Here is a 21,070-nt window from a genome sequence, read left to right on the forward strand (position 1 = left end):
CTGAGATTACCTTCATTTGATTACTTTTATTTTTTATACGAGCGTTCACCGAAGATAGCGCGTCCCACACGCACGGTGGTCGCCCCCTCGGCGATGGCTTCGCGGTAGTCGCCGGACATACCCATCGACAGTTCGTCGAGGCTGACACCCTCCGGCAAATCCCCGAGCAGACTGTCGCGCAGATCGCGCAGCTCCGCGAAGGTCTCGCGGACATTCGGGTCATTCTGGGCCGCGATGGTCATAAACCCGCGCAGGCGCAGGTTCGGGTACTCGCCATCGGGGCCGAACATGCGGACAAACTCCGCTGCGTGGCTCGGCGCCAGGCCCGACTTCTGCGGCTCGCGGGAGACATTGACCTGAATCAGCACATCAAGTGTGCGCTCGGAATCGGCCAAGCGGCGCTGTAGCGCCCCGGCCACCTTCGGGCGATCCAGCGCCTGAAACTCATCAGCACAGCTGACTAAATGGCCGGCCTTATTCGTCTGCAGTGGACCAATGATGGCCATATGTGGTGCTTTCTCGCCAAAGGCCTCCCGGAATACCTCCGCCTTGGCCACCGCTTCCTGGACGCGGTTTTCCGCCAGGCCAGCGCAGCCGGCTGCCGCGAGCTCCGGCCAGGATTCCACCAGGGCGTCGACAGGCACAGTCTTGCTGACGGGCAGCAGACGGACCTCGGAGGGCTGGCGCCCGGCTCGTCGGCAAGCGTCGTCGATCTCGGAGCGAACCTTGCGATAGTTTTCCACGAACATACCTCCCACTCTAAGGCCTGAGTAGGAAGAACAGTGCGGTAGTGTCGAATCATGCTCATGGACAGACTCTCGACGCTTTCCGTCATGCAGCGACGGATCTTGGCAATTGTATTTGGGCTGGTGTCGCTGGTCGTTGTCATCGACTTCATCTATCATGCGGCAACTGCCTACATGATGGACCTCGAGGTCTTCCAAGACGCCGGCTGGGCGCTACGACGAGACCAGGATCTCTACTCACCAGAGTTTCCCACCAGATCGGGTTTCCGCTTCATCTACCCACCCTTTGCAGCGCTGCTATTTTACCCGCTGACCTGGGCGGGGCCGGTTACCCTGCAAATCATCTGGACGTTCGCCACGCTGGCGGCGGTGTGGGCGATGCTGTGGATGGTCTTCACTCGTCTCGGCTCTGAGTGTCCGAAGCTGATGGCTACCTGCCTGCTCGGGGTGGTGATGCTGCTCGACCCGCTGCGCGCTAACGTGCTCTTCGGGCAGATCAACGTCTTCCTCGCGCTGCTGGTGGTCTCCGATGTGTTGGGCTTTTTGCCCAAGAAGCTACGTGGATTGGGCGTGGGTATCGCGGCGGGTATCAAGATCACCCCTGCGGCATATGCGCTGGTGTTCCTCATGCGCCGTGACTTTGCGGCCGTGGCCAAGAGCTTCTGCTGGTTCCTGGTGACCGTCGCCATTGGTTTCGCCGTGCGCTTTAAAGAGTCGATTTACTTCTGGACCGATGAGTTCTTCGCCGGCAACCGCGGTGGCGCCCCGGCTTACGAGGCCAACCAGGCGTTCAGTGGTCTGCTCGCCCGCGCCGGGGTGGAGGGCACTGCGCTCGATATTGGCATCTACGGTTTCTTCCTCTTTGGCGCCATCGCTGCCGCTTTCGTGGCGTGGGTCTACCATCGCGATGGCTATGAGGTCGCAGCCCTCGGTTTCGTCGCGCTGGCGGTCAGCTTTGCTGGACCGTACGCGGTCAGCCACCACTGGTCGATTGTCATGGTCTTTGTGCCGCTGGTGCTCTTCGTCCGCGAGATCGGGAACATCGTTGTCGGCACCTTGTTCATGATCGCCCATTGGTGGGCGCCGTACAAGGTCTTCGTGGGCAACGACTTCGGCCATGCTGCGGGCGTGGGGCAGTGGTTCTACGGCAACATGCAGGGAATCATGGGCGGCGTGCTCTTCTTCACCTGCCTGGGCTACGCAATCTACCTCTGGTACAAACCCAGTCGCGTGCGGGCGCAGGCAGCTGCTTAACGACGAGCCTGCTTAACGACGGCGCTTCGTTCTCGCAGTAGCCTGCTCCTCCCACGGGTTCTCCGGCCACGGATGCTTGGGGTAACGGCCCCGCATCTCGGAGCGAACCTGTGCGTAGGCGCCATTCCAGAAACTTTCCAAGTCTCCAGTGACCGCGAGTGGTCGCTGAGCCGGTGACAGCAAATGCATTGTCACCGGCTTTTCCAATACCTGCGGGGTCTCCGCCAGGCCAAAGCACTCCTGCAACTTCACAGCCAGGACAATCTGCGCCTCTTCGTCGGTGGGGTCCTCCGGGTACTCCAGGCGAATCTTCGAACCGGATGGGACCTCCAGGCGTTCGGGTACCAGCCGGTCGAAGTCCGTGGCCTCCGGCCAGGGCAGCAGGCGGCGGAGGTGCTCGGCATCCAAAGTCGGAGGGGTCGGGCGGTCCAGCTCGCCAGCGAAGAGGAGCTCGGCCTGGGCCGCAAGCCCTGCGGGGGAGACATCCGGCCATGGGGCACCGCGATGAGTGTGGAGAAAGGCCATGCGGCGGCGGAGCTGTTCGGTGTCGCGGTCGAGGTTGGGGCTGGCGTCGGCAAGCGTGCCGGCAAGCCAGGCGGAGTTGGCGGCAATGCACTGCTCGGGCGTCGGGGAGACCTGGCGGGAGGACAGCTCGATGGCGCCGAGCAGGTCGCGCTCACGGGCGCGAACGCGGCCCTGTTCGACGCGCGCCGTGGTCTCCGTGCGGACGAGGTGGCCGGCGGCGAGCATGGCGATTTCCAGGTCGATTGCCTCGCCGTCGCGGATTAGCGCACGACCGTGGGAGAGCCGCGAGATGTCGGCGGCCGCGATCCACTCGTGGCCGTGCAAGTCAGAACCGCGGGCGAGTTCCGCTGCGGTGCCGCCGGTGAAGAGGTACTCGTCGGAGTTCACACTGCGCCGTCGCCCGATGAAATCCGGCCAGGCCAGGGCCGTGACCAGCGCGGGGATGTCCGAGGACAGCAGGTTGGCGGGGGCTTCAGTATCCAGCTCAATGCGGCGCACCTGCTTGGCCAAGCCGCGGGCGTCGGTGAGTTTCTCCACCGCGCGTGCGACCGCGTCCGCGTGCTGCGGCATCATGGCCGTGGCGGTCAGCAGCGCGCGTCCCATGCGCGGATGCACCGGCAGGGTAGCCAGGGTGCGGCCGAGTTCCGTGATGTCACCGGCCTCATCAACAGCGCCCAGGCCAGCCAGAATGCGGTTTGCGACCTCCGCGTGGTGGGGTGGTGGGGCGTCGAGAAGCTTCAGTCCCTGCATCCCAGGCGTGCCCCACGCGGCGGCGTCGAGGAGTGCCTGTGTCAGGTCGGCGACCTCGATTTCCGGCGCGGGCCAGGCTGGGAGGGACGCGAACTCCGACTGGGAGACACAACGCACCACGATGCCCGGGCCCTCACGTCCCGCTCGGCCAGCGCGCTGGTTCGCGGAGGACTGCGCACACGAGCTGGTGACCAGGCCGGAGAAGCCACGCGCAATGTCGAGTCGCGGTCCGCGTGCGAGGCAGGCGTCGACAACGGCGCGCACGCCCGGCACAGTCACGGATGATTCCGCAATCGCGGTGGACACAATTACGCGTCTACCATCCGCTTGCCGACGAAACACGCGGTCCTGCTCCTCGGAGCTCTGCTGGCCGTGCAGCGTCAGCACCGCCACCTCCGAGGAATCCGCGATATAACCCGCGCAGCGTTCCACCTCGCGGACGCCGGGGAGGAAAACCAGCACATCACCGGCGGCTTCCTCCACCATTGTCCTGGTCTGCGCTGCCACGTGCTGCAGGAAATCGTCGGTCACACCGCGCGCATCCAGCCGCTGTGGGAAGGGCGAGTAGCGAATATCCAGCGGGTGGATTGCCGCCTCCGCCGCCACAATGGGAGCCGGGGTGGAGCCACCGAGCAAGGCCGCGAACTTCGGTGCGTCCACCGTCGCAGACATAGCGACAAGGCGCAGGTCATCGCGGATATCCCGCAAGTCGCGCACCATCGCCAACACCAGGTCGGTGTCCAAGCCGCGCTCGTGCACCTCGTCGATGAGCACCGCGCTGGCATCCACGTCGCCGTCGCGCAGCAGTCGACGCAGCAGCACACCGGGAGTGACAAACTCCACGCGGGTGGCGCGGGAGACTTTGGCGTCGCCACGCACCGAGTAACCAACTTCCCCACCGAGCTTCGTGCCCGACAACTGCGCCAACCGCCGCGCTGCCGAGCGCACCGCCACACGCCGGGGAGCCGTGACCACAATGCGGCCGCCCAGGGTGTTGGCTACCGCCGGCGGAACCAAAGTGGTCTTGCCGGTACCCGGTGGGGCCTGGACTACTACGTCGTGGTCGCGCACGGCGTCGGCAAGCGAGGCGAGCTGCGATGCGAACGGCAGGCCTGCAGAAATGTTCTGCAAATTGAACTGGAAATCGGTGCTCATAGAACTGGTAGTAACTCCGGACAGGCGGGTAAAGTGCCCGCATATGCAGGACTTATCTCGTTTTGGTTGGCTTTCAGTGGGGGCGGCGGTCGTCACCATCGCGCTGAAGTTTTGGGGCTACACTCTGACCGGATCGGTGGGCCTGCTTTCCGACGCGACGGAGTCGATTGTCAATCTGGTTGCGGCAGTTGTCGCAATTATTGTGCTCAAGGTTATCGCGCGGCCCGCGGACCGCGACCATGAGTTCGGCCATTCCAAGGCAGAGTACTTCTCGGCCGGGCTGGAAGGGGCCATGATCTTCGTGGCGGCGGCGGCGATTATTTATGTCTCTATCGAGCGTTTGGTGCACCCGCAGCCGATTGAGCAGATCGGCCTGGGCCTCATCGTGACCGTGATTGCCTCGGTGGTTAATGGTGCGGTGGCGCTGATTCTGCTTAGAGCCGGGCGCCAGCATAACTCCCTGGCGCTGACCGCCGACGGCAAGCATCTTATGACCGATGTGTGGACCTCCGCCGGTGTTCTGGCGGGTGTGGCTCTGGTGTGGATTACTGGCCTGTGGTGGCTCGACCCGATTATCGCGCTGGCGGTGGCCGTAAACATCCTGGTCACCGGTTTCAAGCTGCTGCGCGATTCCGGTAACGGCCTGATGGACAAGGCCATGGAGGGCGAGGACCGCGTGGCGGTGGACGAGATTTTGGCCTCGCACCGCAATCGGAGTCGGGGCATTGACGTTCACGAGATTCGCACTCGTGTGTCGGGGCATCAGCAGTTCATTGAGTTCCATGTGCTGGTGCCGGGCGCGTGGAGCGTCGAGCGCGGCCACGATGTGCTCACTGCGATGGAGGATGAGCTGCGGGAGCGCTTCCCGGGTGTGCATATTTCCTCGCATCTGGAGCCGATCGAGGACGAACGCGCCTATGGGGATGTGCAGTTGTAACGCGCGTGAGGCAGCTCGTTAGAGGCTAAAAGAACGCGCAGTACCCAAAGTGGGCCAAATTCCACGAAAGCGCTGAAAGTGATGAGCCTTACACTTTAAGATTGTGAATACAAAATCATGCACTGTTTAAGTCCACTCGAAGGAACTGCATAAATGACCTCCGAAGCCTCAACCACTTCCACTGGGGATAGCCGTTTTTCCGCGAAGAGCCCGAAGTTGCCGGAGCCGTGCCCTCGGCAGGACATCATTATCCCGGCTAATGACCGCGTCCTGCTGCGCGGAACCATGTTCCGCCCGAAGGAGAACCCAGAGAACATTCCCAACGGCATCATCACCGTTCACTCCGGTACCGGTGTGCCGCAGGGTTTCTACCACCGTTTCGCTGAGACCGTGGCAGAAAAGGGCTACGGCGTTATCACCTATGACTACCGCGGAATTGGCCAGTCCGCTCTGAAGACTGACCAGAACAATGAAGACATCCGGATGTCGGACTGGATTACCAAGGATATTCCGGGTGTGATCGAGTGGGCCAAGGAGACCTACCCGGACGTGCCGCACTTCGCTGTCGGCCACGCGGTTGGTGGTCACGGCATCGCCTACGCCGGCTCCGAGGGCACCTATGACGCAGCAGCGCTGGTCAACTGCCGCGGTATGCGTATTTCCAAGGTGCCGTCCGTGGCGGGCAAGGTCCGCGCATTCTTCATCTTTAACATTCTGGGCCCGATAAGCGGTTTCATTACTGGCCACATTCCGGCGTCGGCGTGGCGTCTGGCTGTTGAGCCACCGAACGGTGTCATGCGTCAGTGGGCGCGCTGGGCTCGCAAGGAAGGCTACTTCTTCGACGATTCCGAGTTCGACTTCGCTAATCGCTTCTCCAAGGCTCCGCAGCCGTTCCTGTCCATCCGCGTTCCGGATGATTACTGGACTGAGGAGTCCTCGGCAGACCTGATTACCAATGTGATGAGCTCTGCTGAAAAGATTGAAAAGCGTCAGGCTCAGCCGGCTGGCGGCAAGGGTGTGGGGTACGGTGGTTACTTCCGCTCCGGTCACGAGAAGGAGTGGGACGAGCTGCTGGACTGGTTCCAGACCAACAAGGACTAAGTAGGAGGTTTCATGGCGATTGCCAAGGTGGAAACGCCCTTCGGCGCGCTTGGAATCGCCACCTCCGCTCGCGGGGTCGTCGAAGTCAATCTCTTAGGTCCCGTGCTTGACGACGACCCCAGCGCCGCCGACCACGAAGCGCAGGCGGTGGCGGAACTGGCGGCGCAGCAGTTCCGCGAGTATTTTGCCGGGCAGCGCCGTGAGTTTGCGCTGCCGCTGGACTGCGACGTATTCACCCAGGATTCTTTCCGCGCTCGTGCACTGACCTCACTGCGCGATGTGCCGTATGGCCAGGTCGTCACCTACGGCGAGCTCGCCGAGATGGCCGGCTCACCCCGTGCCGCCAGGGCTGCCGGGTCGGCCTGTGCCACCAATCCGCTGGGTATTCTGATTCCCTGTCACCGCGTCGTTCCCGCCAGTGGGGGAGCGGGCTCTTTCGGATCTTATGCCGGCGGTCGGGAAATGAAGCGCTGGCTACTCGAACTCGAAGGTTGGCCACCCGCTAATCTCTAATGCATGACTTCACATTCTCCGCGCGACCAGTTCGCCACCGAATTTGAGAACATCGTCCGCAACCGTCGTGCCACACGCGTCTATGCTGACGAACCTCTTGACGACGCTGACGTGCGCCGCCTCCTGGAGCTATCTTTGGAAGCTCCCAGCGCCTTTAACATCCAGTCCCGCGCGATTGTGCGTATCGAGGACCCTGAGGTGCGCCAGCAGGTAGTGGAAGCTGCCGGCGGTCAGAAGCAGGTTGCCAATGCGCCGCTGCTACTCGCTTTCATTGGTGAGCCGACCGGCTGGAAGCGCGGTATTCCGCGCCTGGTTGAGGCCAACAAGGCGACTGGCCTGTGGGACGAAGTTGCCGCTGCCGAGCGGGAAGCCTCGATGACCTCCTTCCATAAGGTCCGCGAGGAAAAGGGTCTCTCCCGCGAGTTCGCAATCCGCGACGCCATGATTGCCGCTTCTTTCGCTATGGTCACTGCCAGCGCCTTTGGTTGGGCTAGCTCCCCGATGACGGGCTTTAGTGAGCAGAAGGTCAAGGAAGCTATCGGTGCCGGTGACACCGATGTGGCGGTAGCGCTGTTGCTGGCCATCGGTGTCCCGGGTGAGTTCCCGGCTCACCCGGGCCGTTTCGAGTTCGAGCAGCGCGCCTACACCGACCGCTACGAGGCGTAGCAGCCCTAGCCCTACAGCGCGAGCGCTACCTCAACGGCCTGGCGGATGGCACGCTTTGCGTCCAGCTCAGCGGCCACGTCCGCGCCGCCGATGATGGTGACATTGGAGTTATCGCCGGTGACGCTCTCGCGATCCTTTCCGCCCAGGCAGTCCAGATTGGATACCTGACCAGTACAGACAATCACGCTGTCAACCGCGATGACCTGTGGCTTTTCGTCGATGGTGATGTGCAGGCCCTCGTCATCGATACGGTTGTAGGTCACGCCGGTGTACTGCTTGACACCGGCCTTCTTGATCTCCGCACGGTGAACCCAACCAGTGGTCTTGCCCAGGGCCTTACCGATGCGGGAGGTCTTGCGCTGCAGCAGGTGCACCTCGCGCTCAACCTCAAACTCCTCAGCCGCGCCAGAGACCGTGCCCGGCTTGGTCAGACCCGCGCGGAATTCCGCAGGGTCACCGACGCCCCAGGCGTCCTTCCAGGCTTCGATGGTCTGGTTCGGCTTGCGAGTGAGGTACTCACACACGTCCACACCGATACCACCAGCACCGATGACGGCCACCTTGTTACCGGCCTGCTTCGCACCCGAGAGCAGTTCGTCGTAACGAATGACCTTCTCGTGGTCGATACCGTCAATGCCCGGGATACGCGGTGCAACACCCGTGGCCACAATCACGTGGTCGAACTTGGCCTTGAGCTCGTCGACGTCGGCACGCGTGTTCAGGTGAACCGGAACTTCGAGTACCTCCAGACGGCGGGAGAAGTACTTCAGCGTCTCGCCATAGTCCTCCTTGCCCGGAATCTTTGCGGCGAGCTTGAACTGGCCACCAATCTGGTCGGCGGCCTCGAAGATCTCCGGGTGGTGACCGCGCTGAGCTGCGGCTTCCGCGAAAGCGAGTCCGGCCACACCAGCGCCGATGACGGCGACGCGCTTGGCCTTGTCCTTCGCAACCGGTACAGAAACCAGCTCGGTTTCGTAAGCCGCCTTTGGGTTGACCAAACAGGTGGAGCGCTTGGCCGCGAAGGTGTGGTCCAGGCAGGCCTGGTTACAGGCGATACAGGTGTTGATCTGGTCAGCTCGACCATCGCCCGCCTTGATGGCGAAGTCCGGGTCAGCCAGCAGTGGGCGGGCCATGGAAATCAGGTCCGCATTGCCGTCAGCGAGGATCTTCTCCGCAACCTCGGGGCGGTTGATTCGGTTGGAGGCTGCCACCGGGACGTCGACAAGCGAACGGAGACGACCCGTCAGATCCGTGAATGCGGCGCGCGGCACGGACGTAACGATGGTGGGGACGCGTGCTTCGTGCCAGCCGATACCCGTGTTGAAGACATCGACGCCAGCCTCGACCAGACGCTGAGCGAGTTCAGTGGTCTCGGACCAGGTCTGACCGTCTTCCACCAGGTCAAGCAGCGAAATGCGGTACTGCAGCAGGAAGTCCTCGCCCACCTCGGCGCGAATGCGACGGACAATTTCGATGGGCAGGCGCATGCGAGCCTCGGCGCTGCCGCCCCAGTTGTCCGAGCGGTGGTTAGTGCGCTCGGCCAGGAACTGGTTGAGCAGGTAACCCTCGGAGCCCATAACCTCGATGCCGTCGTAACCAGCACGTTTCGCGAGCTTCGCGGCGCGGACGTAGGCGCCAATGGTGCGCGAGACATCAAAGCCAGTGAGGCGGTGAGCCTTAAACGGGCTAATCGGCGACTGACCGGTATTGGCGGAGCGGGCCAGCGGGCTGTAGCTGTAACGACCGGCGTGCAGCACCTGCAGCACGATGTGGCTGCCGTGGGAGTGCACGAGGTCAGTAACGCGGCGGTGATTGTCCGCCATGCGCTTCGACGCCATCATCGAACCGGCCGGAGTCAGCCAACCCTCGATGTTGGGAGCATAACCGCCGGTGACGATGAGCCCCACGCCACCTTCGGCGCGCCGACCCAGGTAGGCAGCCAGCTTGGGGATATCACGGGTGCGATCTTCCAGGCCGGAGTGCATTGAGCCCATGATGATGCGATTGCGCAGAGTTAGAGGACCGACGTCGAGAGGGGAGAGAAGATGTGGGAAGTGAGGCTGGTCAGACATGCAACCAGTATCGCGGTTTTAGCGGCTGTGTATGAGGTGAATCGGAAAAATTCCGGCACAGTTTTATATACGTTTCACGTGGAACATCAGGTGTAAAGCACGCGCAGTCTTCGGCGCAGGAGGGTGTCGTATGACTACAGTCGGGAATATTAGTAGACGCATGTAGCAAGGAGTTGAGCCCTCATGACCTCTGAAACTTCAACTAATGGCAGGAAAGTAGCTGTAGTTACCGGTGCTTCTTCCGGTATTGGTGCAGCCACTGCCAAGCAGTTCGCAGCTGAAGGTTTCCGCGTTGTGTTGGGAGCCCGCCGCGAGGACAAGCTGGAGGCTGTCGCGGAGGAGATTCGCGCTGCCGGCGGTGAAGCGACGGTCTACAAGGTTGACGTCACCTCCGACGACGATGTGGCGGCGCTGGCTAAGGCTGAACCGCGCGTCGACGTGCTGGTTAACAACGCCGGTGGCGCCTGGGGCATGGAATCGGTTGAAGGCGCTGTCGAGGAAAAGTGGCGCTGGATGTACGAGGTCAACGTGCTGGGCACCCTGCGCGTCACCCGCGCGCTGCTGCCCGCATTGAAGTCCACTAGCGGCATTGTGCTCACCGTCGGCTCGATTGCCGGCCGTCAGGTCTACACCGGCGGCGCCGGTTACAACGCAGCCAAGCACGCTGAGCGCGCGCTGGTGGAAGTCCTGCGTCAAGAGGTTGCTGCCGATGGCGTGCGCGTCACCGAAATCGATCCGGGGCGCGTCCACACCGACTTCTCACTCGTGCGTTTCGACGGCGACGAGACCAAGGCCGCAGCGGTCTACGATGGCGTTGAGTCGCTGACCGCCGATGATGTTGCCGACATCATTGTGTTCGCGGCCACCCGTCCGAAGCGCGTCAACATTGACTTCCTGCAGGTGACCCCCATCGACCAGGTGGGCGGCGCGAAGCCGAAGAAGTAAACCGACTACATAGAGGAGCCGTACATGAGCATCGATATTGCCGCTGACACCAAGATTGCCCTGGTCACGGGTGCAAGCCGTGGTATTGGCCTGGCGGTCGCCAAGGATCTCTCCCGTGACCACCATGTCATTGTGGGCGCTACCAGTGCTGAGTCTGCCGAGAAGGTGGCGTCGCAGTTGCCGTCGGCAAGCGTATTCGTTGCTGATCTGGGTGATACCGACGCCGTAAACGCGGAAGTGGCAAAGCTGTTGGAGGCGCTCGGTGGGCGCGGGCTGGATGTGCTCGTGCACTCGGCGGGCGTGTACGTCGATGGGGACGTGGCGGAGGTTTCGCGTGCGGACTGGTCGCGAATTATGGACATCAACGTCGTCGCCGTCGCCGACCTGACACGCCAGCTGCTGCCAGCGCTGCGCAAGGCGGAGGGCACGCTGGTGACAATCAACTCGGGCTCGGGATTTCGCGCTTCAGCTGGTACTTCGCCGTATGCGGCGTCGAAGTTCGCGCTGCGGGCCTTCACCGATGCGCTGCGCGAGGAAGAGCGTGGCGCGGTACGAGTCAGCTCCGTGCACCCCGGGCGCGTCGATACCGATATGCAGGTTCAGCTGCAGTCGAATTGGCACCGCGATGATGCGGATTGGCGTTACGACGGCACGAAGTTCATGCGGCCTGAATCAATCGCAGCCGCGGTACGTCTGGCCGTTGATACCGGAGCGGATGCCAACGTGGATGAAATCCAGGTGCGCCCGCGCGGATAGCCGTGTAAAAGGTAGCGGAAATAAGCAAAAAGTGTGCCCACCAGGCGGATAGCCGGTGGGCACACTTTCGTGTACAGGCTTCTTACTGAGCGTCCAGATTCAGGCGCTCGTGCATTGCCTTGACCTCGCGCGGGACAACCTTGCCGATGGCGTTGCGCGGCAGGGAGTCGACGAAGAAGACGCGGTCCGGAGTGGAGTGCTCGGCCAGAGTTTCGCGGACGTACTCGCGCAGCATGTCCTCGGTGAGGTTCTTGCCGGCCTCATTGTCCTCGCGGACAACGTAGAGGAACAGGTCAGCGAAAATCTCGTCGTTTTCGTTGCTGCCGTGGCAGAAGACATCGGCGATACCCGGCACCGGGCCCAGAATTTCTTCGACCTCGCGTGGGAAGACGTTCTCGCCGCCCTTGATCACCATGTCGTCGGAGCGACCACAGATGTACAGGTAGCCGTCCTGGTCGATACGGCCGAGGTCACCAATCTGGAACAGGCCATCGACGGTGGTGAACTTGTCCTTCTTGTTCAGGTAACCGATGAAGGAGAGCTCCTGAGCGGTGTGGATCATGCCAACCTCACCCGGCTCGACTTCCTTGCCGTCGTCACCCAGGATGCGAACCTTGGCGCCAATTGCCGGGCGACCTGCGGAGTCCGGGCGGGCTGCGAGGTCCGCGCCGGATGCGATGGAGCACAGGCCGGCCTCGGTGGAGCCGTAGAAGTTACAGATAACCGGACCGAAGCGGTGAGTCAGCGCGGAGACGAGCCAGCCCGGGATGGCGTTACCAGAGGAGACAATGAAGCGGAACGGGCCAATCTTGCGGTTCGGCTCCTCATCCAGAACATCCTTGATCTGGCGCAGGAAGAAGGCCGCGGAAATCATGCCGTTACAGCCGTACTGTTCACACTGGTCAACAGCCTTCTTCGGGTCGAAGACACGCATGGTGACAATGGTGGAGCCGGTAGCCATGCCAATCAGCACATTTGCCCAGCCCCAGGCGTGGAACATGGATGCGGACTGGTGAATGACCATGTTGCGGCGCCACGGAATACGATCGGCGATTGCACCCACGGTTGCCGGTGTCTTGGGCTCATTGCGCAGGACACCCTTCGGGATGCCGGTGGTGCCGGAGGACATGATGATGATGCGTCCCTGCTCCGGCTTCGGATCTAGCTTGGCGTTCGATGTACGACCTTCTTCAATGAGGTCTTCCATGAACACGAAGTTCTTGCCCGCGTTCTTGCGGGTCTCCGGCTTGGTCACGGAGGTAATAACGACGGTGACATCGTCGAGGTCTTCTGGCAGGTTGCCCAGGAACTCGTCATCGACGAACAGGAACTTGGCCTTATTCTGGTCAACGACACCGCGAATCTGAGTCGGGCCGGAGCCGATGTTCATCAGCATAATTTCGGAGCCGATGAATCCCTTGATGGCCATCGGCAGGATGATGCCGCGGCCGTTGCGTGCGATAACGCCGAAGCTGGACTTCTGGGTCATGCCACGGTCCATCAAGGCGCGAGCCAGGGCGTGAGAGTTGTCAAGCAGCTGAGAATAGGTGAGTTCACCGTCATCGTCGACAAGGGCGAGGCGATCCGGGTAGCGCAGCGCACTCATGGAAATCAGGCTGGCGACGGAGAACTTCAGGCGACGCAGGTAATCGAGAATCTTCGGCGCCGTCTTCGGAGTCATGTACAGGGCACCAGTACGCAGGAGTGGTGGAATCGACTGGGCAAAAGCCTTGATTTGGAGCCCAAGTGGTACTTCCGGAGCCTTCATTTCAGCTGCCATGGGTGAGAATCCTCCAAGATGATGGACAAGCGATTAATAGCGCCAAGCGACTCTTTAGTCACACTGACACCATCAGTCACGGTAGTGCGATTTTGTAACAACCAGACTTTAACAAACCTGTGCCGCGTCAAAAAGTAGTTTCCACGAAGAAAAGTAAAAAATACGCAGTCGGCGTGCGCAATGCTTTACGACGGGTACCTTTTCGCGTACGGGCTAGAGGATACAGTGTTATCAAACAGTTATAAACCGACAGAAAGCAGTGAATATAACGAAATGATAACACTGCGGTAACGAATTCAATTCTGATATTGACGTATATAACTCTATGAACCCAGGGGTTTTCGGTTGGTTTGTTTGACGGGGCGGGCAGTAGCTGAATGGCGGTCGCCCCCAGAAATTAGGGGGCTAGGAATCTTCAGAAAAATAGAAATGTTCGCGACTAGGAGGGGCGGAGGTTGCGAACACGTAGCTAAATAGGTGACATATTCGCCGGCTTGAGCCTCGGTGTGTGGCATCGGTGAGCGCCGGAGGAAGTTGCCCTAATTCAGGGTTAGGGCGGCAAGTGCGGGCTCATCCTCTGGTGTGCAGGTAGAGAGCCAACGGTCGATGGCATCGTACTCCGCCTGTGTGAGCCACAGGTGGTATTTCTGTTTTACTGCCACCTGGCGAGCGACATACTGGCAGCGAAATGGCTTATTGGCGGGTACCCAGGATGCGGCATCGCTATCCCGCTTCTGTTGATTGGCGGGGCCATCGACGGCCAAGAGGTTGAGGGGGTCATTGGCAAAGTCCTGCCGAACCTCGGGCGGGAGTTGCTGTGCCCCCTTTTGCCAGGCGTCGCTTAAGGCTACGACATGGTCGATTTGAACGGCAGAAGAGGTATCGCGGCCACGCTGGAACTCAATCATCGTGCCGGTATAGGGATCCAGTAATTGCCCTGAAAGCACGACGCAATCGTGGCTATTTGGTTTGTACTCCTTATTAATAAGGTCACGATTCAAAATATCGTTTCGCGTGTCACATCCGTTGTGCCCAAACTCGGCAGAGACGTCGTCACTCCAACGTTGTCCGAACTCATCGCGCGCATAGCCGGTTTTCGGTGCGCGCCCTTTTACCTCCAGCTGTTTGAGGGCGCTACGGATGCCGTCGATAGGCGATGTGCCGGGCGCTGGGGTGTCCGGGGCGGCGGGGGTGTGGGGCGCTTCGGGAATCTCGGGCGCGGGTTCCTCTGGCTCGGGCGTAAATGCGGGTGCCGGTGCCGGGCTGTATGACTGGCTCTCTGGAGTGGGGGCTGTGGGGGCCGTGCAGCCGCTGAGGATTGTCGCTGCGCCGATAAGGAGGGCGAGGCCCTGCAGTGGCGAGCGGAAACGACGGTTGGCGAGCATGGAGCTAACCATAGCGGTGGGGGCGGATTGGGTATGGAGGGAGGTTTGCTAAAGAATCGAACAATTGTGCGTAGTTAGCGGGGGTGGTAGCTCGATTAGGGGGTTATGGCGTTAAAGCGGGTAGTAAAAGCCCGGTTTTAGTCGAACGGGAAGGGTGTTCTAGCTCCTTCGGGGGTGGGTAAATATAGCAATTTCCCTAAATACGTATTGCAATACGCCTAGATGAATGTGCATTGTTAAAACAGTTGGAAATATAGATAACCCGTGTCCCCCAATTGGCACATTGCACCTACAAGGGGAAAACAGCCATGACAGCTAAGACAGCCATGACTCTGACCGAAACAGCGACCACATTGCCTCGTGGTCCTCAGAGGGAAGGTCTCTACCACCCGTCGAACGAACATGATGCGTGTGGCGTGGCCTTTGTTGCCGACATTTACGGTCGCCAGACCCATGACATTGTGGAAAAGGGCATCCAGGCACTGGTCAACCTCGACCACCGCGGTGCCGCCGGCGCTGAGAAGACCACCGGCGACGGTGCCGGCATTCTCATTCAGGTTCCGGATGCCTACTACCGTGCTGAGCTGAGCAAGGAAGGCGTCATTTTGCCGCCGGCTGGCACCTACGCCACCGGTATTGCGTTCCTGCCGCAGTCGCGCATGGCCACCCTTGATGCCATCCGGGCTATTGAAGACATCTGCGCCGAAGAGGGCATCGAGATCTTGGCATGGCGCGATGTGCCGATTAACGCTGACGGGCTTGGCCAGATGGCTCGCCAGGCTATGCCGGTGCTGCGTCAGCTCTTCGTTACCGCGAAGAACTACGAGGGTCGCCAGCTCAGCGATATCGATCTCGACCGCAAGATGTTCTTCCTGCGTAAGCGCTGCGAGCGTGAGCTGGGTGAACAGGGCGCTGGCGAGGGCTCTGGTGGCGACACCGTGTACTTCCCGTCGCTGTCCAGCCGCACGATCGTCTACAAGGGCATGCTGACTACTCCGCAGCTGAAGGATTTCTACCTTGACCTGCAGCAGAAGGAAGTCACTTCCGCGCTCGCCATCGTGCACTCACGCTTTTCCACGAACACTTTCCCGTCCTGGCCGCTGGCACACCCGTACCGCTACGTCGCTCACAATGGCGAAATCAACACCGTGCGCGGCAACGAGAACTGGATGCGCGCCCGCGAGTCGCTAATTCGCTCTGGCAAGCTGGGCAACATCGACCGCGCGCTGCCGGTGTGCGACCCCAACGGTTCTGACACTGCGCGTTTCGACGAGGCCCTGGAGTTACTGCATCTCGGTGGTCGTAGTCTCCCGCATGCGGTCATGATGATGGTTCCGCAGGCCTGGGAGCACGACGACAATCTCAGCCCGCAGGTTCGCGCGTTCTACGAGTACCACGCCTGCCTGATGGAGCCGTGGGACGGCCCCGCTGCCATCTGCTTTACCGACGGCCAGGTCATCGGTGCCACCCTGGATCGCAATGGTCTGCGCCCGGGGCGCATCTGGGTGACCGACGAGGGCCTGGTGGTGATGGCCTCCGAAGCTGGTGTCCTGGATATCCCGCCGGAGCAGATTGTGCAGCGCACGCGCGTGCAGCCGGGGCGCATGTTCCTGGTGGACATGAAGGCCGGTCGCATTATTGAGGACAAGGAGATTAAGTCCACGCTGGCCGCCACCGGGCCATACGAGGAATGGATCAAAGAGGGCCTGGTCGACATCACCGACCTGCCACGAGAGCGCTACCAGTACATGCCGCATGCCCGCGCGGTGTTACGACAGCGCGTCTTCGGCATCACCGAAGAAGACGTTGACCTCATCATCCGCCCGATGGCACTCACCGGCGCGGAGGGCCTGGGTTCGATGGGCTCAGACACGCCGATTGCGGCACTGTCCAACCGCCCTCGCATGCTGTTCGACTTCTTCTCGCAGCGGTTCGCGCAGGTTACCAACCCGCCGTTGGACTCGCTGCGCGAAAAGTCCATCACCAGCATGAATACGTTGCTGGGTGCAGAGACCAACATCCTGGAGCCCACCGCCGATGCCGCCCGTCGCATCCGGCTTGAGCATCCAATCCTGGACAACCACGACTTTGTCACCCTGTGCCAGGCGGGCAAGAACGAGGAGTACTCCGAGTTCCGTGCCGAGGTCATCTCTGGCCTGTACCCGGTCGCCCGCGGTGGCCGTGGCCTGCGCAACGCTATCCGTCGTGTTCGCCGTGAGGTCTCTGAGGCCATTGACCGTGGTGCCCGACTGATTGTGCTGTCTGACCGTGAGTCCAACGAGCGCTTTGCCCCCATCCCGTCGCTGCTGCTGACCTCCGCGGTCCACCACCACCTGGTGGAGGAGCGCACTCGCACGCGCGCCAGCCTCATCATTGAGGCTGGCGACGCCCGCGAGGTGCACCACATGGCCATGCTGCTGGGCTTTGGTGCCGATGCCATTAACCCATACATGACTTTCGAAACCATCGATGAGCTGCGCATGAAGGACCAGCTCGGAGCTCTGACGTTGGATCAGGCCTGCTCGAACTACTGCAAGGCTGCCTCCAAGGGCGTGCTGAAGGTCATGTCCAAGATGGGTATCGCCTCACTGCAGTCCTACCGTGGCGCTCAGCTGGCCGACACCGTCGGTCTGTCGCAGGAGTTCCTGGACGAGTACTTCACCGGCGCTGTTTCTCCGCTGGAAGGTATTGGTCTCGACGAGGTCGCAGAAGATGTTGCCGCCCGTCACCGCAGCGCATTCCTGCCGCGTCCGGAAGAGCAGGCACACCGTGAGCTGGATCTCGGCGGCGAGTACAAGTGGCGTCGCGAAGGCGAGTACCACCTATTCAACCCAGAGACAATCTACACGCTGCAGCATGCGACCCGCACTGGTCAGTACGCGGTCTTCCGCGACTACACCAACAAGGTTGATGAGCAGACCAAGCAGCTGGCAACTCTGCGCGGCATGCTCGAGTTCGCCTCAGATCGCGAGCCGATCGACATTGAAGAGGTCGAACCGGTCTCGAGCATCGTCAAGCGTTTCTCCACCGGCGCAATGAGCTATGGCTCCATCTCTGCGGAGGCACATGAGACGCTGGCCATCGCTATGAATCGCCTGGGCGCCATGTCCAACTCCGGCGAGGGCGGCGAGGACCCAGACCGTTTCGAAATGGAGGCCAACGGCGACTGGAAACGCTCTGCCATCAAGCAGGTCGCATCGGGCCGCTTCGGTGTGACCAGCCACTACCTGTCCAACTGCACCGACATCCAGATCAAGATGGCCCAGGGTGCAAAGCCCGGCGAGGGTGGCCAGTTGCCACCGAACAAGGTCTACCCGTGGATCGCGGAAGTCCGCATCACCACCCCGGGCGTGGGTCTGATCTCGCCGCCACCGCACCACGACATCTACTCAATCGAGGATCTGGCACAGCTCATCTACGACCTCAAGAACGCCAATCCGCGCGCCCGCATTCACGTCAAGCTCGTCTCCGAGCAGGGCGTGGGCACCGTCGCCGCTGGTGTCTCGAAGGCGCATGCCGACGTCGTGCTGATCTCCGGCCACGATGGCGGCACTGGTGCCTCGCCACTGACCAGTCTCAAGCACGCCGGCGGTCCGTGGGAGCTGGGGCTCGCTGAAACCCAGCAGACCCTGATGCTCAACGGGCTGCGCGACCGCATCCGCGTGCAGTGCGATGGCCAGCTCAAGACCGGTCGTGATGTCGTGGTCGCGATGTTGCTGGGTGCTGAGGAGTTTGGTTTTGCCACCGCTCCGCTGGTGGTTGAGGGCTGCGTCATGATGCGCGTCTGCCACCTGGACACCTGTCCAGTCGGTATTGCCACCCAGAATCCGAAGTTGCGGAGCAAGTTCACCGGCCGTGCCGAGCACGTGGTCAACTTCTTCACCTTCATCGCCCAGCAGGTCCGTGAATACCTCGCTGAGCTGGGTTTCCGCACCATTGACGAAGCGGTCGGACATGCCGAGTGCCTGCGTCCGCGCAAGGATCTCGACAACCTTCCGCGCGTCGCAAAGCTTGACCTGGAGCGAATCCTGCACGTTGCCGAAAGCCCCTTCTTTGCGGACCAGGATTCCTACTGCACGAAGGCGCAGGACCACGGCCTTGAGGGCGCGTTGGATGAGCGCCTCATCGACGAAGCGCAGCCCGCGCTGCGTACGGCGCGCGCGAATGGGCTGGCGCCGACACCGGTATCGCTGCACCATGCCATCAGCAATGTGAACCGTTCCGTGGGCACGCGCCTGGGGTATGAAGTCACCAAAGTCGCAGGTAAGCAGGGGCTTGCCGACGACTCCATCGTCGTCAACCTGCTCGGTTCCGCCGGTAACTCGCTGGGTGCGTTCCTGCCGGCCGGTGTGACCATCAAGCTGGAGGGCGATGCCAACGACTTCGTCGGCAAGGGCCTGTGCGGTGGCAAGATTGTGGTTCGACCTTCACGTTCGGCCCCGCCGACCGCGGATGTGGCTACCGACACCATTGCCGGCAATGTCATTGGTTTTGGTGCCACCAGCGGTGAGATCTTCGTCCGCGGCACTGTCGGTGAGCGCTTCTGCGTGCGTAACTCCGGTGCCACGGCCGTGGTCGAGGGCATCGGTAACCACGGTTGCGAGTACATGACCGGTGGCCGCGTCGTAGTGGCGGGCCCGGTCGGTCACAACTTCGGCGCCGGTATGAGTGGCGGTATCGCCTACCTGCTGGATAACGAGGCGACGCGGGCGAACATCAACACCGAGTTGGTCGACATCGTGCCTCTCGACGATGAGGACATCAGCTGGCTGGAGGCAACGCTGTCGAAGCACCGCAAGCTCACGGGTTCTAAGACTCGGTTCCCGGCCGCACAGTTCATCAAAATTATGCCGCGTGATTACGCCCGAATTCTCGACGTAGTCGCGAAGGCAAAGGACAACGACGCTGACATCAACGAGGCAATCATGGAGGCAGTAACCAATGGCTGATCCGAAGGGTTTCATGAAATTCCAGCGCGAAGAGCCTGCTCATCGCCCGGTTCCGCTGCGTCTGATGGACTGGAAAGAGGTCTATGAGGAGGCTAGTCAGGAGCACCTGCAACAGCAGGCGACCCGCTGCATGGACTGCGGCGTGCCGTTTTGTCACTCGGCCTGTCCTCTGGGCAACATCATTCCGGAGTGGAATGACCTGGTTCGTCAGAACCGCTGGCACGAGGCTTTCGAGCGCTTGCACGCCACCAATAACTTTCCCGAGTGGACCGGTCGCCTGTGTCCGGCTCCGTGCGAGGGCGGTTGTGTGCTCGGCATCAATGATGATGCCGTGACCATTAAGAACATCGAGCTGGCCATCGTTGAACGCGGCTTCGATGAGGGCTGGGTGCAGCCGATTGTGCCGACTTTCGACACCGGCCAACACATCGCTGTCATCGGCTCCGGGCCGGCGGGCCTTGCTGCAGCACAGCAGCTGACTCGCGCCGGGCATGATGTCACGGTCTTCGAGCGCGACGACAAGATTGGTGGTCTGATGCGCTACGGCGTGCCGGACTACAAGATGGAGCAGCGTTTCCTCGACCGTCGTCTCGAGCAGATGGAAATCGAGGGCACTGAGTTCCGCACCAACATCTCACCGACGGCTGCTGACCTGGCCGAATTCGATGCAGTGGTCCTAGCTACCGGCGCGTCACTGGCCCGCGACCTGCCTGTCGATGGCCGTGATTTGGAGGGTATTCACCAGGCTATGGAGTACCTGCCGGGTGCCAACCGCGTTGCCGCAGGCGAGCTCGACACCCCGCCGATTGATGCGAAGGGCAAGAAGGTCGTTGTCATTGGCGGCGGTGACACCGGCATTGACTGCTTCGGTACCGCGCTGCGCCAGGGAGCGGCGTCCGTCACGCAGTTCGATATTCGCCCGCGTGCGCCGAAGTCCCGTGCGGCGTCGACTCCGTGGCCGATGTATCCGCTGGTCTGGCGTGTGGCGACTGCCCACGAAGAGGGCGAGTACACCATCACCGGTTCCGAACCACCAGAGGTTACCGAGGCACTCGGCTTCAACGCTCGCGTCACCGGCGAGACCCTGGGCAAGCGCGTCTTCAACGTCAACACCGTCTCCTTCCACGGCGAGGACGGTCACGTGACCGGCCTGTCCGCCAACGAGGTCGAGGTCATCGATGGCAAGCGTGTGCCCATGGAGGATACGGATTTCGAGCTCGACGCCGACCTAGTTCTCATCGCGCTGGGCTTCTCCGGTCCGGAGCGCGGCGGTCTGCCCCATGAACTGGGGATTCAGTTCAACGATCGCGGTATGATGATGCGTGACGACGACTACCTCGCCGTGCGCAGCGACATCGAGCAGAACTTCGACGGTCCGGTGTTCGTGGCCGGTGACAATGGCCGCGGGGCCAGCCTGATTGTGTGGGCTATCGCCGAAGGTCGCGCCTGCGCCGAGGCCGTGGACCAGTACTTGATGGGCGAGTCCAATCTGCCGCGCGCTGTCGAGCCGGAGGATGCTCCAATTAAGTTGTAAAC

General features: G+C 61.6%; 14 protein-coding genes. 9 read left to right on the forward strand and 5 right to left on the reverse strand.

All coding sequences use genetic code 11. The features are described from left to right. Positions 1-26: 26 nt before the first annotated feature. Positions 27-749, reverse strand: coding sequence for a YggS family pyridoxal phosphate-dependent enzyme (locus HMPREF1206_RS02240; RefSeq protein ID WP_042388304.1), 723 nt, complete (start codon positions 747-749; stop codon positions 27-29). Between the two features lie 51 nt (positions 750-800). Here HMPREF1206_RS02240 and HMPREF1206_RS02245 point away from each other — a divergent pair, with 51 nt between their 5' ends. Further along, positions 801-2,000, forward strand: a complete 1,200-nt coding sequence (locus HMPREF1206_RS02245) for a glycosyltransferase 87 family protein (RefSeq protein WP_016421779.1) — start codon at positions 801-803, stop codon at positions 1,998-2,000. A gap of 12 nt (positions 2,001-2,012) precedes the next feature. Here the strand turns inward: HMPREF1206_RS02245 and HMPREF1206_RS02250 are convergent, their stop codons facing one another. Next, complete coding sequence (locus tag HMPREF1206_RS02250; protein ID WP_016421780.1) at positions 2,013-4,430, reverse strand: ATP-dependent RNA helicase; 2,418 nt, start codon at positions 4,428-4,430, stop codon at positions 2,013-2,015. Positions 4,431-4,473: 43 nt separating this feature from the next. Here HMPREF1206_RS02250 and HMPREF1206_RS02255 point away from each other — a divergent pair, with 43 nt between their 5' ends. From HMPREF1206_RS02255 to HMPREF1206_RS02270, 4 genes are all read left to right on the forward strand, one after another. Then, positions 4,474-5,367 (forward strand): cation diffusion facilitator family transporter, encoded by an 894-nt coding sequence (locus tag HMPREF1206_RS02255; RefSeq protein ID WP_016421781.1) that lies wholly within the window; start codon positions 4,474-4,476, stop codon positions 5,365-5,367. Between the two features lie 153 nt (positions 5,368-5,520). After that, positions 5,521-6,468 (forward strand): alpha/beta fold hydrolase, encoded by a 948-nt coding sequence (locus HMPREF1206_RS02260; RefSeq protein WP_016421782.1) that lies wholly within the window; start codon positions 5,521-5,523, stop codon positions 6,466-6,468. A 27-nt stretch (positions 6,469-6,495) separates the two neighbouring features. Further along, positions 6,496-6,981, forward strand: a complete 486-nt coding sequence (locus HMPREF1206_RS02265; protein ID WP_231367163.1) for a methylated-DNA--[protein]-cysteine S-methyltransferase — start codon at positions 6,496-6,498, stop codon at positions 6,979-6,981. A gap of 3 nt (positions 6,982-6,984) precedes the next feature. Further along, entirely contained in the window at positions 6,985-7,647 is a 663-nt protein-coding gene (locus tag HMPREF1206_RS02270) for a nitroreductase family protein (protein ID WP_016421784.1), read from the forward strand. A gap of 11 nt (positions 7,648-7,658) precedes the next feature. Here the strand turns inward: HMPREF1206_RS02270 and HMPREF1206_RS02275 are convergent, their stop codons facing one another. Next, complete coding sequence (locus tag HMPREF1206_RS02275) at positions 7,659-9,719, reverse strand: FAD-dependent oxidoreductase (protein ID WP_016421785.1); 2,061 nt, start codon at positions 9,717-9,719, stop codon at positions 7,659-7,661. 183 nt (positions 9,720-9,902) lie between these two features. On the opposite strand from HMPREF1206_RS02275, the gene HMPREF1206_RS02280 reads away from it, so the two are divergent. Both HMPREF1206_RS02280 and HMPREF1206_RS02285 read left to right on the forward strand, forming a co-directional pair. After that, positions 9,903-10,664 carry an SDR family oxidoreductase gene (locus HMPREF1206_RS02280; protein WP_016421786.1) on the forward strand — a complete coding sequence of 254 codons (762 nt, stop codon included), beginning with the start codon at positions 9,903-9,905 and terminating at the stop codon, positions 10,662-10,664. Positions 10,665-10,688: 24 nt separating this feature from the next. Then, entirely contained in the window at positions 10,689-11,420 is a 732-nt protein-coding gene (locus tag HMPREF1206_RS02285; protein WP_016421787.1) for an SDR family oxidoreductase, read from the forward strand. An 82-nt stretch (positions 11,421-11,502) separates the two neighbouring features. On the opposite strand, the gene HMPREF1206_RS02290 is transcribed toward HMPREF1206_RS02285, so the two are convergent. Then, a complete protein-coding gene (locus tag HMPREF1206_RS02290; RefSeq protein ID WP_016421788.1) occupies positions 11,503-13,200 on the reverse strand; it encodes an AMP-binding protein in 1,698 nt (565 codons plus the stop codon). Positions 13,201-13,739: 539 nt separating this feature from the next. Next, entirely contained in the window at positions 13,740-14,585 is an 846-nt protein-coding gene (locus tag HMPREF1206_RS02295) for an HNH endonuclease family protein (RefSeq protein WP_042389021.1), read from the reverse strand. A 326-nt stretch (positions 14,586-14,911) separates the two neighbouring features. Here HMPREF1206_RS02295 and gltB point away from each other — a divergent pair, with 326 nt between their 5' ends. Further along, a complete protein-coding gene (gltB, locus tag HMPREF1206_RS02300; RefSeq protein ID WP_042389023.1) occupies positions 14,912-19,534 on the forward strand; it encodes a glutamate synthase large subunit in 4,623 nt (1,540 codons plus the stop codon). Continuing rightward, the gene (locus tag HMPREF1206_RS02305; RefSeq protein WP_016421791.1) at positions 19,527-21,068 is read left to right on the forward strand and encodes a glutamate synthase subunit beta; all 1,542 of its coding nucleotides are present in this window, start codon (positions 19,527-19,529) and stop codon (positions 21,066-21,068) included. The genes gltB and HMPREF1206_RS02305 overlap by 8 nt, the downstream gene beginning before the upstream one ends. The last annotated feature ends 2 nt before the right edge of the window (positions 21,069-21,070 follow it).

Origin of the sequence: Corynebacterium sp. HFH0082 (assembly GCF_000411235.1) — a bacterium.
Classification (GTDB): domain Bacteria; phylum Actinomycetota; class Actinomycetes; order Mycobacteriales; family Mycobacteriaceae; genus Corynebacterium; species Corynebacterium jeikeium_D.

Coding starts and splice junctions, on each gene's coding strand:
- HMPREF1206_RS02295 (WP_042389021.1), bottom strand. CDS start 14,585: ATGCTCGCCAACCGTCGTTTCCGCTCGCCACTGCAGGGCCTCGCCCTC.
- HMPREF1206_RS02305 (WP_016421791.1), top strand. CDS start 19,527: ATGGCTGATCCGAAGGGTTTCATGAAATTCCAGCGCGAAGAGCCTGCT.
- gltB (WP_042389023.1), top strand. CDS start 14,912: ATGACTCTGACCGAAACAGCGACCACATTGCCTCGTGGTCCTCAGAGG.
- HMPREF1206_RS02260 (WP_016421782.1), top strand. CDS start 5,521: ATGACCTCCGAAGCCTCAACCACTTCCACTGGGGATAGCCGTTTTTCC.
- HMPREF1206_RS02285 (WP_016421787.1), top strand. CDS start 10,689: ATGAGCATCGATATTGCCGCTGACACCAAGATTGCCCTGGTCACGGGT.
- HMPREF1206_RS02255 (WP_016421781.1), top strand. CDS start 4,474: ATGCAGGACTTATCTCGTTTTGGTTGGCTTTCAGTGGGGGCGGCGGTC.
- HMPREF1206_RS02250 (WP_016421780.1), bottom strand. CDS start 4,430: ATGAGCACCGATTTCCAGTTCAATTTGCAGAACATTTCTGCAGGCCTG.
- HMPREF1206_RS02245 (WP_016421779.1), top strand. CDS start 801: ATGCTCATGGACAGACTCTCGACGCTTTCCGTCATGCAGCGACGGATC.
- HMPREF1206_RS02240 (WP_042388304.1), bottom strand. CDS start 749: ATGTTCGTGGAAAACTATCGCAAGGTTCGCTCCGAGATCGACGACGCT.
- HMPREF1206_RS02290 (WP_016421788.1), bottom strand. CDS start 13,200: ATGGCAGCTGAAATGAAGGCTCCGGAAGTACCACTTGGGCTCCAAATC.
- HMPREF1206_RS02270 (WP_016421784.1), top strand. CDS start 6,985: ATGACTTCACATTCTCCGCGCGACCAGTTCGCCACCGAATTTGAGAAC.
- HMPREF1206_RS02280 (WP_016421786.1), top strand. CDS start 9,903: ATGACCTCTGAAACTTCAACTAATGGCAGGAAAGTAGCTGTAGTTACC.
- HMPREF1206_RS02275 (WP_016421785.1), bottom strand. CDS start 9,719: ATGTCTGACCAGCCTCACTTCCCACATCTTCTCTCCCCTCTCGACGTC.